Source organism: Cyanobacteria bacterium GSL.Bin1, assembly GCA_009909085.1.
GTDB lineage: Bacteria > Cyanobacteriota > Cyanobacteriia > Cyanobacteriales > Rubidibacteraceae > Halothece.
Map to the genome: position 1 here is coordinate 1 of JAAANX010000192.1, position 13,357 is coordinate 13,357.

The window sequence follows — 13,357 nt, forward strand, 5'->3', positions numbered from 1 at the left end:
GAATGGACTTGTCCTCAATGTGGCACTCACCATGATCGTGACGAGAATGCCAGTGCAAACATAAGAGCAGAAGGAATCAGAATGCTTTCCGTCTCTGGAACGGGGACGGCTGCGGTAGGAGGGGATAGAAGTCCTAAACTTGGTCGTCAGGTCAAATTTGGGCATTCCCCTACGAGTATCGAAGCCCCGACCTCGCGTTAGCAGGTTGGGGTAGTTCACCTGAGGCACAGAATACTCATCATTAGAAGGGATAGTCAAAGGTGTGACCTAGTTTTAAGCCTAAGAGAATCCATTCTTCCAGAACAGAACGTAATTCATTTGCACATTCGCCTTGAGTTGGGGCAAAGGCAATCACTCCTTTTGCTGGTGGAATACGACCGCAAACTCTCCCATCTTCAAGTTCTTCAAAAATTGCTTGTGATAGGGCTTCTTCAATGTATTGAGTCAAGATATACCGAACACTCACTAACTAAACCTCATCATAAATTCCTTTAAGGTTTCCACCACTTCAGGGGTAATTTCATGCTGCATTGGAAACTCGCGGTAGGTCACGTTAACCCCTTGTTGTTCTAGTGTATCTCTAGCTTTTTGTGCTGCACTCACTGGAACAACTGGGTCTTGTCTGCCATGAACGATTAGCGTGGCTGGACTGTTTGCACTTACTTTCGGTTCGGAATGAAGATAGCCGGATAAGGCACATAACCCGGCAAAAGGAAAAGACAATCCCACATCTAACGTCATTGCGCCCCCTTGGGAAAATCCAATTAGAAAGGTCCGTTGGGAAGGAACACCGGTGTTTTGTTCTAAAGTCCTTAGCCAAGTAGTGAGGGTTTGACGACTCTGGTTTAAACCGTCTTCATCTGGCTGCTGCAAGTCGTACCACATTTTCCCCCCTGGCACTTGCGGATGGGGAAAGGGGGCATTCGGGAACATCATTTGGGTATGTTTCCAATCCAAAATCGGCGCTAAACTCGCTAAGTCTTGAGCATTTGACCCCCAGCCATGTAAGGCAATTAAGAGATATTGAGGAGATTCACTTTGGGACGGAATAGTAATTGTTTCTAAGGTCATTTGTTTAGTTACGATATTTCATCGAATATCTTTTATTTAGCGTCCTGAGAAGATGCTCACTAAAGCTCCGCTCCGATATAGCGAGAGCTTGTCGGGCTGATGAACCAGGACATTTACAATCAGTTTACCTATCTTGTAAGGCATTGTTGAATTAGAGGAGGTTTCGCGATGTGGCGAAGCCACCGCCCTTCGGGCATCGCGCAGATTTAGTCTTGTCATATCTTGATTCAGCAACGCCGACATTCCAGGAACCTATGCAAAAGATCTAAATTGGTAAAACCTGGTTAAACTCCACAATATTTGACCTAGCGTGAGCACTTTTTGCACACCTGTCGGCTGTACTTCTTAATACTCTGAGTGACATCTCCCGTCGCTAATTGCTGACGCAATATAGCGCGGGCTTCCCATCAACTCCACCTATCGGTTCGGATACTCGATGGGCTTTACTACTGGCGGGATGCCCCACCGCCAAATTTTTGATATTAATACTGGCATTCAAATCCCTATCTGCTTCGTAACCACAGAAGGGACAAGAATGCCATCTATTACTTAGTTCTTTCTTGACTACCTTTCCGCAATTGGAACAAGTTTGGCTCGTGCCGTTGGGATTCACTGCTATACTTATCAGTCCAGCATTTTCGGCTTTGACTTTAAGGAGAGACAGGAATTGTCCCCAACCGGCATCATGAACCAATTTGCCCAATCTTGTCCGAGATAATCCTTTGATGTTTAAGTCTTCATAAGCAACAATATCATACCGATCTAGCAAGCTCTTGACTACCTTGAAGTGGAAGTCCTTTCTAGTATCTGCGACCTTTTTATGTTGTTTGGCTAGTACTCAACCAAGGAAGTTATGACAGGTGGAAAATTTATAAAATAATCGAAATGTCAATTCAATCACATTATAGTCTGCTGTCACAGTCACTATAGTTAATTTCTCAAAGCTTATTAACTTTAAAAATCATAAATAAAAATGATAGATAACTAAATATAAAAGTGTTCTGAATTACCTAAAATCAACATTGATCAAAAACCTAACCGGTTCGGAGTTTAAACCAAAATAATAATAATTGCATAGCTATTCTTGTGTAAGTTTTGTCAGTAATCCTACTGAACAATAGTTGTAAATTCTTAACTTTCTTGATATTTTTACGTGTTTTAACGTATATTTACTGAATTTACTCTAGGAAAATAAATTAAATTTCTTAAAATATTTATTGAATTTAGAGATTCATCGTTGTTTTTTTACGTATTTTCATCTAAGATATGACTCAGTGATATTCACTAAATAATTTATTGACCTCTATCAAATTAAGGTAGTGTTTATGTTTGATTTATTGCTCGATGCTCCCATACCTTCAATTGATGAAGATGATTCTGGCTTTGTGACAGGTAGCGTTATTAATTTAGATATACCTGGTAACGAAGTAACGCTAGAGATTGACTTTGGTGATCCGTTATCACCACCACAGACGCAATCATTCACAGTCAAAGATGATGGTACAGGTGCTGATCTCGTTGCTGGGGATGGTATTATCGAATTTTCAATTCCAAAACAATACTTAGATGACAACCCGACAGGGACGCCGTTTGATGACTACACCGTTGATGTCAGCGCTCGCGAAAATGTTGTCAGTGGAACTGATGCAGTTTTCGTTATTGACGTTTCGGGAAGTACAAGTAGTAGATTCGGGAGTATAGATGTTGATGGTGACGGACTCAACGACAGCATTCTTGAAGCAGAAGTGGCAGCATTTAAAGCGCTTAATCAAGATCTAATTAATCGAGGTTTAGGAGACACGGCTAAAGTCTCCATTTCAGCCTATGGCTCAGGTGCAAACCTCCTTGATCTCGATCCAGTAACAACAGGAGTTCAAACCTTTACCACACCCAATGCAGATGCTGACGGTAATGGCGTTCGAGATGTAGACCAAGCACTAGGTGATCTATCCAGTGGTGGCGGCACTAATTTTGAGGCAGGACTTCAGCAGGCAATTACTGCTGTCAACAATGCTGGAACACCTCCTGGTGGTGGTAGCGTCATCTTTTTATCCGATGGTTTTAACAACACGGGTGGCTCTCCTCTAAACGAAGCAGATACCATTCGCAACACTTTGGGCCAAAATCTTCGGGCTTTTGGTGTCGGATCGGGTTCCTCCCTACCAGACCTACAGGACATTGATCCTAACGCGGAAAAATTCACAGACATCTCCGAATTGCTGGGGTTATTTAGCGGTACGGGGTCAAATGTCAATCAGGATTCTGAGTCTACAACTGTCACAGTTAACAATGTAGCTCCCACAGTTAACCTCGACCAGCCAAGCGATATTAATGAAAGTGAAACGCTTACTCTAACAGGAGCTTTCCAAGATCCAGGTTCCCTTGATACCTTCACTGCTGAAATTGCTTGGGGGGATGGTTCTGCTGATTCCACATTCACTCTCCCCGACATTGGCGGATTAACTGCAGGCGATACCTTTAATTCAACCACTGATAGTGCTGTTTTTACCGTTACATCCATTGATGGGAGTGCTGGTGAAGTTGGCTTCAGCGTTGACCACACTTATCAGAATGATGGCTCGATCAATATTGATGTCTCTGTAACTGACGATGATACTGGTGTCGGTACTGCAGCGGTTCAGCTTGAAGTTCTAGATGCAACTACTCCTACTATCCCAGTGATTCCTAACCTTAAATTCGATCCTCTCAATGCTGTGGGTGTGAGTGGAACAGATGACAATGATGCCCTTACAGGTACAGAGGCTGACGAGCAATTAGAGGGCTTCGCGGGGAACGACGTTATCTCTGGTGGAGCTGGTACTGATTTAATAGATGGCGGTGAGGGCAATGACACTGTTGTCTATCAATTTGATGATCCAGGTGTCGTTGTCAATTTGGACCAGGGAGGTGCGGTTGACGGCAACGGCGACACAGACACCATTGTTGACATTGAAAACGTCATTGGCTCAGAGTTTGATGATGTCATTGGTGGTGATGACGATAGCAATAATCTCTCTGGACGTGCTGGAGATGACGTAATCTCAGGTTTAGGGGGCAACGACTTCATCGTAGGCGGTGCCGGCGCAGATGAGTTAGAAGGTGGCTTAGGAAGCGACAACTTTGCATACATTATGCCTTCCGACGGTGGAGACACAATCTACGATTTCGAGACTGGAGTAGACAAGATCTTCATTGTTGGAGGCGTCTTCCAGAACTTTAGCACTGGAATTTCAGGTGGTCTGGTCTCCTCAGAGCAATTCTTCTCTGGCGCCGCTGCTAGCTCAGGAGATCATCGCTTTGGTTATGACTCTACTACCGGGGATGTTCTTTTTGACAGCGATGGGCTTGGTGGGGCTGATGCCCAAGTCTTGGCAAACATTGGCGCAAATACTCCGTTTACCAACACTGACATAACCGTTGTCTAAATTACAGTAAAAGCTCAACGGAAAAATTGGATATTCCGTTGAGCTGTCACTTCAATTTGCTTGCTACCTATTGTAGTTTTAGTTGAAGCTTTTTTGAGCAAATAGAAACAGTTTGCTCCACCTAATTTAATCAAAAAATAGTGATCTTAAAGGATTTCATGTAATGATTCAATCTTCATCCTTAACCCCTGAAACCTTAATTGTTGCGACCCAGACTGCTGTTATGGCTGAGTTAGGTAGCGAGGCAATTGTACTCGACACGGCATCGGGTAATTACTACGGTTTCAAAAATGAGGTGAGTACTCGCATCTGGCAATTGATTCAACAGCCTACCCCAATCAGCAAGATTTGTGAAGCCATATATACAGAATATGAAATTGATTTGGCACAATGTAAAAGTGATGTGTTAAACTTTTTAAAAGTGATTTTCGATAAAGAGCTAGTGGAAATTTACGATGAAAAAGTTGCTTAGGTTGCTGGCGCTTAGCCAGTCTGAGCGCTATTTACTTCTCCTAACCTTGCTTTGGCTGGGAAGAATACGATTTAGGCTCTGGTTGCTTCCATTTCAACAGCTACAGCAACAGTTGACTGAGGTGAGTCAAAAACCTCACTGCTATCCCTTCCGGCCATTGCCATCAGTCAGCAAGATTGTCTGGGCGGTTCAGGTTTGTAGTCGTTATCTGCCCGGCAAGGTCAGATGCCTAGCCCAAGCCCTAACGACACAAGTCATTGCTTCTCAGCTGGGTTACTCACTTGACCTCCAAATTGGTGTAATGAAACGTGATACTTGTCAATTAGAAGCTCATGCTTGGGTAACCTACCAAGGCAAAGTTGCCATTGGTTCCCTTCCTTATTTAAGCCAATTTGTTCCGATTTGGTCGCTCTCAGGAGGAAAGCCATGAGTGGGATCTGTGGTTTCTATTACCGTCAGGATGAACCGGTCAAGTCCAGTCAACTTTCCAAAATGTTGGCGCAGCTGACCCATCGCGGTCCCGATGATTCAGGAGTATGGTCTCAAGACTCAGTCGGGTTGGGACATCGCCTGCTCTGGACGACACCGGAATCGATGAATGAGCAACTGCCCAGAGTTCATCCGAGCGGTCAATTCGTGATCACAGCTGATGTCCGCCTCGATAACCGGCGGGAACTCCTCTCTGCTCTCAAGGTCAAAGCAGATGGCGCAGAGACCATCACCGACACTCAATTGATTCTCGCTGCCTATGAACAGTGGGGAGAGCGTTGTCCCGAATATTTGTTAGGGGATTTTGCCTTTGCCATTTGGGACCACCGCGACCAATCGTTGTTCCTTGCCCGAGACCATTTTGGCGTCAAACCCCTGTATTACTATCTCAATCCTCAGCTTTTCGCCTTTGCTACTGAAATCAAAGCTCTACTTTCTTTACCCGAGATTCCTCATCAACTGAATGAGGTGAAAGTTGCTGATTACTTACTAGGCGCGTTTGAGGATCAAACGATTACTTTTTATCAAGATATTTGGCGGTTAGCCCCCGCTCATTGTCTCAAAGTCAAAGCGCAAGGGCATCAGCTCCATTCTTATTGGGAGTTAGACCCGACCCAAGAGCTGCATTTAGACTCCGATGAAGCCTATGCTGAAGCTTTTCGGGAACACTTCACGACTGCTGTGCAATGTCGGTTGCGCAGTGCTTTTCCTGTGGGCTCCCTCTTAAGCGGCGGCTTAGACTCCTCATCCATTACTTGTGTCGCCCGAGAGTTGCTCTCTGAGAAAAGGAAACTGCCCTTAAAGACGTTCTCCGCTGTCTTTGACCAGGTGACGGCGTGTGATGAACGGCCCTTTATCCAAGCCGTTATCGATCAAGGCCAGATTGAACCGCATTTTGTTCCTGCCGATCAAATCAGTCCCTTAACGAATCTCAAGGCAATGTTTTGGCATCAGGATGAAGCCTTTTATGCCCCGAACTTATTCATGCATTGGGCGTTGTATCAATCGGCGCACCGGCAAGGAGTGCGGATTATATTAGATGGATTTGATGGGGATACCACCGTCTCCCACGGCTTTCCTTACCTAAATGAACTGGCTCGTCAAGGTCGCTGGATTAGCTTAATGCAAGAAATTCAGGGAGTCTCGCGCCATTTTAACCGTCCTTTAGCTCCTCTTTTGTGGCAGTATTTCTGGGGACCGGGCATCAGACCTCGTTTACCGCTCTCAGCTCAGAAACTGGAGCAACGCTTGACCCAGAAATGGCAACGGCAGAAGCAACCGACCCTGGGGATAAACCCTGATTTTGCCAAGCGTATGAGGTTAGGAGAGCGTATTGAGCAAATCAATGCCCAACGTTCTACAAAGAGCGATACCGCTCGCGAAGCGCATTATCGGCGCTTAAGTTGGGGGGTTCTGCCTTTCACTCTCGAAGTCGCAGACCGAGCCGCTGCCGCTCACACAATTGAACCGCGCTTTCCCTTCTTCGACAAGCGCCTCGTTGAATTTTGCCTGGCAGTTCCCCCAGAACAAAAAATTCGCCAAGGTTGGACGCGGCTGATCATGCGCCGAGCCTTGAATAATTCTCTCCCGAGCCAAGTGCAGTGGCGCGGTGGCAAGTCCGATCTCAGTCCCAACTTTCATCAGGGACTGCGCAGACGAGACCGACCTTGCTTCGACCGCGTTCTGCGGGAAGATACAGACTTGATCGAACCCTATGTGGATATTGCTCTCTTGCAGCGGACTTATCAGCAATTTCTTAGTGATCAGACCCTGCCCGATTGCGATGTCCTTTCGATCTGGAAACCGGTCACACTGGCCTTATGGCTCAAGCAAACCGGATTAAACTGATGACGTTTTATTTTAATTAAGGAGAATCTAATCCGATGAAATCGCAAATGAAAAAACCTTACGCTAAACCTCAATTTGTTGTTTACGGTCCCATGGAAGTCATTACTCAAAGCGGTGGCTCGGGTGGTATCGATGGCATCATCGGCATTGATATTGATGGGGATGGCAATGTTGATGTTGGCACGGGTGTCACCACTGGATCAGTTTAATCATTGGATTGGTCAAGGTGTATTTTTATCAAGCTTATCGCTTAAGAATTTATTCTGCTCTGCCGCTACCTGAGCTGGTTGCTCATTCCGGAGACAAACCGGATGTTGTCATTCAGTTTGGGGAGCTAATGCCGCCCCCAACAACTGAGGAAACAAGAAACCATCACTACTGGCTGGCTGGGCAGGATATTTACTTGTTTTGGCGAGAGTTGGGGACCTTTCGGGTTCGGGAGGGGCGGGAAATTATGATTGACCCCGCACCCAACATAAAGGAAGTTCGCCTGCGACCCCCGATCCTAGGAGCTTGCATGGCTGTGTTACTCCATCAACGGGGCGATCTGGTCCTCCATGCCAGTGCCGTGCAACTCCCCACAGGCGTTGTTGCTTTTCTGGGGGATAAAGGCTGGGGCAAATCGACCATGGCGGCCGTTCTGCATCAGCGCGGCCATCCCTTTGTCACCGATGACATCCTGGCGGTTGCACTCAACTCTTCTTCTCAACCTCTCGTTTTTCCGGCTTTTCCCCAAATGAAACTTTGGCCCAGTGCCGTTGTTGCCCTGGGGGAAGATCCGGAAACTCTACCCCGTCTCATTCCCCAACTTACGAAGCGGCAGCACCGTGTTGCGATGACGGCTAGCCAAACCCCAATGCCACTGCAAGCGATTTATCTGCTGGGTCAAGGCCCCTCTCTCAAGATTGCGCCTCTGGCGTCACCAGAAATCTTTGCTGCTTTATTGCGTCATTCTTACGGCGGACGCTTTGGCAAAGCTTTATTACAGCATGGCGAAGCCAGTCATTTCCAACAATGTATGACCCTCGCCCAACAGGTACCCACTTACCAGTTGCAGCGTCCGTCCGACCTCTCCTTGTTACCAACAATTGCCGAAGCTGTGGAAGGGCATGGGAGGGAGAGTGCGACGAATTAAGTCAGTTCTTAGGGACAAAGTAGAGAAGCGGTTACACCTCCTGCCTACCCTTCGTTTAGTGTGGAAAAGCAGTCCGCGTTGGACGATGGCTCGGAGCTTGCTCCTTGTTCTTCAGGGAATTCTTCCTTTACTATCGATTTATTTAGCCAAGCTGATTGTCGATACCCTCACTACCAGTCTGACTGTCGTGGATCAAGGCGCTGTTTTTCAGTCGATTATCCTCTGGCTTGCCTTGGCAGCAGTCGTCACGCTTCTGATTACCCTTTGCAATTCACTCAGTAACTTGGTGCAAACGGCTCATTCCCTACGCGTAACTGATTACATGCAAGGGCTGATTCACGCCCAATCCATTGCGGCAGATCTCGAATACTATGAAAATGCTCGCTATTACGATACCCTGCGGCGGGCTCAGCAAGAAGCTTCCCAGCGCCCGGCGCAAATTATCAATCGCTTAGCAGAACTCGGACGGAATGCCATTTCCTTACTCGCGATGGCGGGACTCCTTTTCGCCCTCCACCCCTTGATTGTGCTGGTGCTTTTTGTCACCGCTATTCCCACGGCATTGGTACGCTCTCGTTACGCCCGCCTTCTCTATCGCTGGCAGCGACGACGGACGCCTTGGGAACGGCAGTCTCGATATTTAGGGTGGCTCCTGACGACGGATTTGTTTGCCAAGGAAATCCGTTTATTTAATTTAGGTTCCTTTTTCAGTCAGTGGTATCAACGGCTTCGGCAGCAACTTTATCAAGAGCGGTTAAGTATTACCGCTCGTAGCACGGTTGCTAACTTTCTTAGCCAAGGGCTCGCAGGACTGTTTGTCTTTGGTATCTACGCTTATTTGGTCTACCAAACCCTGCAAGAACAACTGACCCTCGGGGATCTGGTGCTCTATCACCAAGCCTTACAACGAGGACAGTCCAATTTGAAGGGACTGTTCAGCAGTCTCTCGGGACTAGATGAAGATAATCTCTTTTTGGCGAATCTGTTTGAATTTTTTGCCTTAAAACCTCGGGTTAAGGAACCTCTAATTCCCGAACCAGTGCCCTCTCCACTCCACAGGGGAGTCGAATTTCAGGACGTGGATTTTCACTATCCCGGCACCACTCGCCTGGCTTTGAATCAAATCAGCTTCAAAGTTCGTCCTGGGGAAACCATTGCGCTAGTGGGAGAAAACGGTTCCGGCAAAACGACCTTGATTAAACTGCTTTGCCGCCTTTACGATCCCACAGCTGGCACGATTACCCTTGACGGCATTGACCTCCGCCAATTTGCAATTCCCGATCTCCGTCGCCACATTAGCGTCATTTTCCAAGATTATGCCAAATATCATCTCACTGCTCAAGAGAATATCTGGCTCGGAGATGTTGACTTACCGGCTAATGATGCCAAAATTCCTCAGGCAGCCTGTCGTGCCGGGGCAGATGAAGTGATTCGGCGGTTACCACAAGGCTACGACACGCGATTGGGCAAGCTGTTTGCAGACGGAGAAGAACTCAGCATTGGCCAATGGCAGAAAATTGCTCTGGCAAGGGCTTTTTTAAGAGAGTCGCCTCTGATTGTCCTCGACGAACCTACTAGTGCGCTGGATCCGCAAGCGGAAGCGGAAGTCTTTGGGAAATTTCGCCAGCTCATTGAGCAGCAAGCGGCGATTCTCATCAGCCATCGCCTCTCTACCGTCAAAATGGTAGATCGGATTTATGTGATGGCACAAGGAAAGATTGTTGAAAGTGGCACTCACTCTGAACTGATGCAAAAACAAGGAACTTATGCTCACCTCTTTGAAACCCAAGCTCAACAGTACCGATAATCAAGCGACAGATTCCCAAAAGCAATTCTCTTCTTTCTCCCCTGAATTTGAGTTATTACTCAGTTGCGTTCGGATGCACTTCCATCCCGACCAGGGAATTCTACCCCTCTGCCAACCAGGGATGGACTGGCATCAGCTTCTCCAACTCGCCTCTCATCATGGGGTCTTGCCCCTTTTGCATCAGAGCCTGGAACAACTGGATTCCGATGCGATTCCTCCTTACGTTTCACAACGCCTTCAACAGTATTGCCGAGTGAACGCAATGCGCAATCTGGGCTTAACCCGAGAACTGGTGCGGTTACTGTCAGTGTTTGAGGCTCACAAGATCCAGGTAATCCCTTATAAAGGCCCCACACTGGCAATGATGGCCTATGGCGACTTATTCCGGCGTCAATTTTGCGATCTCGACTTTTTGATTCCTCCCCAGGACTGGCTTCGAGTGCAGAGGGTATTGGAGGCGGAGAGCTATTGGTTGCGATGGGAAACGGTCATGTCTCCGGCTCAGCAAGCACTCTATTTTCAATCGAGCTGTGAATATACGTATATTAGTGCCGATCAGAATTTTGCCGTTGAACCTCACTGGAATATCCTCCCGAGGCGGTTTTGGATTCCCTTGAATTTTCAGGCTTTTGGGGAAGCCCCAACCTCGGTTCGGTTGTTGGGCCAACCGGTTGCTACCTTTAGCCCAGAAGCGACACTACTGATTCTGTGCTTGAATGGCACAAAGGACCGCTGGCGGAAGCTGAAACTGATCTGCGATGTCGCAGGGCTCGTACAAACTCATCCTGCTCTCGATTGGGATTGCCTTTTAGAAATGGTCGCCCATTCCGGATGCCGACGCATTTTATTTCTGGGGCTATTGCTCGCAAAAAGGCTGCTGGCTACCCCGTTGCCCGACTCAATTGGACAAGCGGTGCAAGCCGATCCCGTCGTTCAGGCTTTGGCGGCGGAAGTGATGGCGGGGTTCAAGGATCCGGCGAGGGTCGCGTCTAAGCCGGTGGGGATCTCCAACTTTTCCCGGTGGGACCTCAAGGTTCGGGAACGTTGGCCGGACAAGATAGGGTACTGCTGGAATTTGCTTGTGACTCCCAATGAAGGAGATGCTGCTTGGCTTGAGTTGCCTCCCTCTCTTTATTGGCTTTATTCACTGCTGCGACCGTTGCGACTGCTCAGCCGACAAGTAAAAGCACTGGTAAGTCAACTTTAGTCATAGCACAACTGTCCTGATTCATCTCTCACACCTGGGTGAGGGTCTTCTCAGGACGTAAGATAAAAGAGAGCTAGGAGGTACTTTAATAGTGCTGCTCAGCATAACTTTTCGGGACAAGATAAAGAAAGAGCCACCACCAAACTAAAATAGCCACACTAACGGGTAGCGTTAACCACCAAAGATGAGTTATCGACCAAACCGCTGTGGGAATAACAATTCCTGTTAAGATAATTGACCAAGGTTGGCACCACCAAGGCTTTTTTTGCCAAATTGAAGGACCTGTTTTTTGTTTTGTCATTTTAATCAAAAATTGTTGAGTGTTATGTTACCTCAAGAGCGAATTATTGTTCCTTTAGATGTTCCCGATTTAGAAAGCGCGATCGCGCTCGTAGAAAAACTCCCCGATGTAACATTTTGGAAAGTGGGACTCGAATTATTTGTAAGTGCAGGAACTTCAATTTTAGATTATCTCAAAGAACAAGAGAAACGGATTTTTCTTGACCTTAAATTCCATGATATTCCGAATACCATTGCTGGGGCTTGCCGTTCTGCGATTCAATACAACGTCGATTTACTCACCATCCATGCTACAGCAGGAAAACAAGCCTTACAAGCAGCAGCAGAAGCGAAAAAAAGCATCAATGGAACCACTAAATTAGTTGCCATTACCGTTTTAACGAGTATTAATGCCCGGGAACTAGCAATTGAATTAAAAGTCCCCCTTGAGCTCCCTGAATATGCCCTACAAATGGCAATTTTAGCGCAAGAAGCAGGACTTGACGGTGCAGTTTGTTCTCCTCAAGAAGCCAGTGAATTGAGGCGGGTTTGCGGGGATGATTTTTGGTTAGTTTGTCCAGGAGTCCGTCCCAGTTTCTCTCAAATTGGCGATCAAAAACGAGTGATGACGCCCAAAGAAGCCTTACAAGCAGGGGCTGATTATTTAGTGATTGGTCGTCCCATTACTGGGGTAGAAAATCCAGAAATGGCATGGCAACAAATTTGTCAGGAGATTATGAATTGATGCGGTATTTTCTCGTGGGATTAGGCAGTGTGATTGTCCTTTCATTACCCGTAGCGGTGAAAGCCCAATCCGCTTGTTCTCAAACGATTCATTCTCTCACGACCAACCTCTTAAAAGATCTCCCAGGATATGCGAATCGTGTTATTCAACGTAGCCGACTGCCTTCTCGTCATCAAGGCAATTCAACATATATTATTCTTGCCGGACAACCCGATTTTAATCCCCTAACTGAAAACCTTGCTGGAAACTATACGCCGGCCTTTCCGCAAGCAGAAACCGAGGAAGTTAAACAAGTTTTTTTTACTACCTTAGAACGCCGCTATATTGAGCAAAAAGTATATTCGGTAGAGAGTTATCATTGGCTATTTTTAACCGCAACGGAGGAAGGATGGTATTTGGTTACCCTCTATTCTCGCTTTGGTTTACCGGATAAAACTCATCCTCCTACCCCTCCTCAGGAAACCAGTAATGGGATTATTGGCAAAGCGATTCAACTCTGGTTACGGGATTGTCGGTTTCAAGAATAGTTGATGTCTAGCCTTCTGCCGTCAAATGATCGCGCACTTGATTCGTTAAAATTTCTGCACTCACAACTCCCCCATGTAACCCCGTATCACCTTTTAAAGTCAGCCAAAGTTACGCCAATAATGTCTGCTTCATCATTACTGGGGCTTAAGGCATGACAGCGAAGCTACAAAAATGAAGATGCCAGCTGCATTTGCAAGGATTATGGTAATGCGGCATCTGGCTACTAATCTCTTACTAAAGAAACGGGGTCTAAGTAAGAAATCCAGGCTAAGCGTTTGCAAGCGGGATGCAATAGTGATTAAGACCACATATAAAGACAAGCAACTTTTTTTCCTCATAATTCTGAAATCT

Annotated in this window: 15 protein-coding genes; 11 read left to right on the forward strand and 4 right to left on the reverse strand. The window is 46.7% G+C overall.

The features are described from left to right. Positions 1-201: transposase (locus GVY04_21950; protein ID NBD18693.1), on the forward strand; the 201-nt coding region annotated here is incomplete at its 5' end. 40 nt (positions 202-241) lie between these two features. On the opposite strand, the gene GVY04_21955 is transcribed toward GVY04_21950, so the two are convergent. From GVY04_21955 to GVY04_21965, 3 genes are all read right to left on the reverse strand, one after another. Beyond that, a complete protein-coding gene (locus GVY04_21955; protein NBD18694.1) occupies positions 242-451 on the reverse strand; it encodes a type II toxin-antitoxin system HicB family antitoxin in 210 nt (69 codons plus the stop codon). Between the two features lie 14 nt (positions 452-465). Next, positions 466-1,071: an alpha/beta hydrolase gene (locus GVY04_21960; GenBank protein NBD18695.1), complete on the reverse strand. Its 606-nt coding sequence runs from the start codon at positions 1,069-1,071 to the stop codon at positions 466-468. Between the two features lie 373 nt (positions 1,072-1,444). Continuing rightward, positions 1,445-1,840 carry a transposase gene (locus GVY04_21965; protein NBD18696.1) on the reverse strand — a complete coding sequence of 132 codons (396 nt, stop codon included), beginning with the start codon at positions 1,838-1,840 and terminating at the stop codon, positions 1,445-1,447. A 556-nt stretch (positions 1,841-2,396) separates the two neighbouring features. Between GVY04_21965 and GVY04_21970 the strand changes: the two genes are divergently transcribed. From GVY04_21970 to GVY04_22005, 8 genes are all read left to right on the forward strand, one after another. Further along, complete coding sequence (locus tag GVY04_21970) at positions 2,397-4,496, forward strand: hypothetical protein (GenBank protein NBD18697.1); 2,100 nt, start codon at positions 2,397-2,399, stop codon at positions 4,494-4,496. A gap of 163 nt (positions 4,497-4,659) precedes the next feature. Further along, the gene (locus tag GVY04_21975) at positions 4,660-4,968 is read left to right on the forward strand and encodes a PqqD family peptide modification chaperone (protein NBD18698.1); all 309 of its coding nucleotides are present in this window, start codon (positions 4,660-4,662) and stop codon (positions 4,966-4,968) included. Then, entirely contained in the window at positions 4,952-5,398 is a 447-nt protein-coding gene (locus GVY04_21980; protein ID NBD18699.1) for a lasso peptide biosynthesis B2 protein, read from the forward strand. Before GVY04_21975 ends, GVY04_21980 begins: the two co-directional genes overlap by 17 nt. Next, a complete protein-coding gene (locus tag GVY04_21985; protein ID NBD18700.1) occupies positions 5,395-7,305 on the forward strand; it encodes a lasso peptide isopeptide bond-forming cyclase in 1,911 nt (636 codons plus the stop codon). The genes GVY04_21980 and GVY04_21985 overlap by 4 nt, the downstream gene beginning before the upstream one ends. A 47-nt stretch (positions 7,306-7,352) precedes the next feature. Beyond that, positions 7,353-7,514, forward strand: coding sequence for a hypothetical protein (locus GVY04_21990; GenBank protein NBD18701.1), 162 nt, complete (start codon positions 7,353-7,355; stop codon positions 7,512-7,514). Between the two features lie 17 nt (positions 7,515-7,531). After that, on the forward strand, positions 7,532-8,440 hold the full coding sequence (locus GVY04_21995) for a hypothetical protein (GenBank protein NBD18702.1): 909 nt from the start codon (positions 7,532-7,534) through the stop codon (positions 8,438-8,440). Next, positions 8,415-10,247 (forward strand): ATP-binding cassette domain-containing protein, encoded by a 1,833-nt coding sequence (locus GVY04_22000; GenBank protein NBD18703.1) that lies wholly within the window; start codon positions 8,415-8,417, stop codon positions 10,245-10,247. Before GVY04_21995 ends, GVY04_22000 begins: the two co-directional genes overlap by 26 nt. Beyond that, positions 10,207-11,454 carry a hypothetical protein gene (locus tag GVY04_22005; protein NBD18704.1) on the forward strand — a complete coding sequence of 416 codons (1,248 nt, stop codon included), beginning with the start codon at positions 10,207-10,209 and terminating at the stop codon, positions 11,452-11,454. The genes GVY04_22000 and GVY04_22005 overlap by 41 nt, the downstream gene beginning before the upstream one ends. An 85-nt stretch (positions 11,455-11,539) precedes the next feature. Here GVY04_22005 and GVY04_22010 read toward each other — a convergent pair whose 3' ends face one another. Next, positions 11,540-11,755 (reverse strand): hypothetical protein, encoded by a 216-nt coding sequence (locus GVY04_22010; protein NBD18705.1) that lies wholly within the window; start codon positions 11,753-11,755, stop codon positions 11,540-11,542. 24 nt (positions 11,756-11,779) lie between these two features. Here GVY04_22010 and pyrF point away from each other — a divergent pair, with 24 nt between their 5' ends. Together pyrF and GVY04_22020 are read left to right on the forward strand one after the other, a co-directional pair. Further along, complete coding sequence (gene pyrF / locus GVY04_22015; protein NBD18706.1) at positions 11,780-12,478, forward strand: orotidine-5'-phosphate decarboxylase; 699 nt, start codon at positions 11,780-11,782, stop codon at positions 12,476-12,478. Next, positions 12,445-13,005 (forward strand): hypothetical protein, encoded by a 561-nt coding sequence (locus tag GVY04_22020; protein NBD18707.1) that lies wholly within the window; start codon positions 12,445-12,447, stop codon positions 13,003-13,005. Before pyrF ends, GVY04_22020 begins: the two co-directional genes overlap by 34 nt. Positions 13,006-13,357 lie beyond the last annotated feature (352 nt).

Coding starts and splice junctions, on each gene's coding strand:
- GVY04_21975 (NBD18698.1), top strand. CDS start 4,660: ATGATTCAATCTTCATCCTTAACCCCTGAAACCTTAATTGTTGCGACC.
- GVY04_21970 (NBD18697.1), top strand. CDS start 2,397: ATGTTTGATTTATTGCTCGATGCTCCCATACCTTCAATTGATGAAGAT.
- GVY04_22020 (NBD18707.1), top strand. CDS start 12,445: ATGGCAACAAATTTGTCAGGAGATTATGAATTGATGCGGTATTTTCTC.
- GVY04_21985 (NBD18700.1), top strand. CDS start 5,395: ATGAGTGGGATCTGTGGTTTCTATTACCGTCAGGATGAACCGGTCAAG.
- pyrF (NBD18706.1), top strand. CDS start 11,780: ATGTTACCTCAAGAGCGAATTATTGTTCCTTTAGATGTTCCCGATTTA.
- GVY04_21980 (NBD18699.1), top strand. CDS start 4,952: ATGAAAAAGTTGCTTAGGTTGCTGGCGCTTAGCCAGTCTGAGCGCTAT.
- GVY04_22000 (NBD18703.1), top strand. CDS start 8,415: ATGGGAGGGAGAGTGCGACGAATTAAGTCAGTTCTTAGGGACAAAGTA.
- GVY04_22005 (NBD18704.1), top strand. CDS start 10,207: ATGCTCACCTCTTTGAAACCCAAGCTCAACAGTACCGATAATCAAGCG.
- GVY04_21990 (NBD18701.1), top strand. CDS start 7,353: ATGAAAAAACCTTACGCTAAACCTCAATTTGTTGTTTACGGTCCCATG.
- GVY04_21960 (NBD18695.1), bottom strand. CDS start 1,071: ATGACCTTAGAAACAATTACTATTCCGTCCCAAAGTGAATCTCCTCAA.
- GVY04_22010 (NBD18705.1), bottom strand. CDS start 11,755: ATGACAAAACAAAAAACAGGTCCTTCAATTTGGCAAAAAAAGCCTTGG.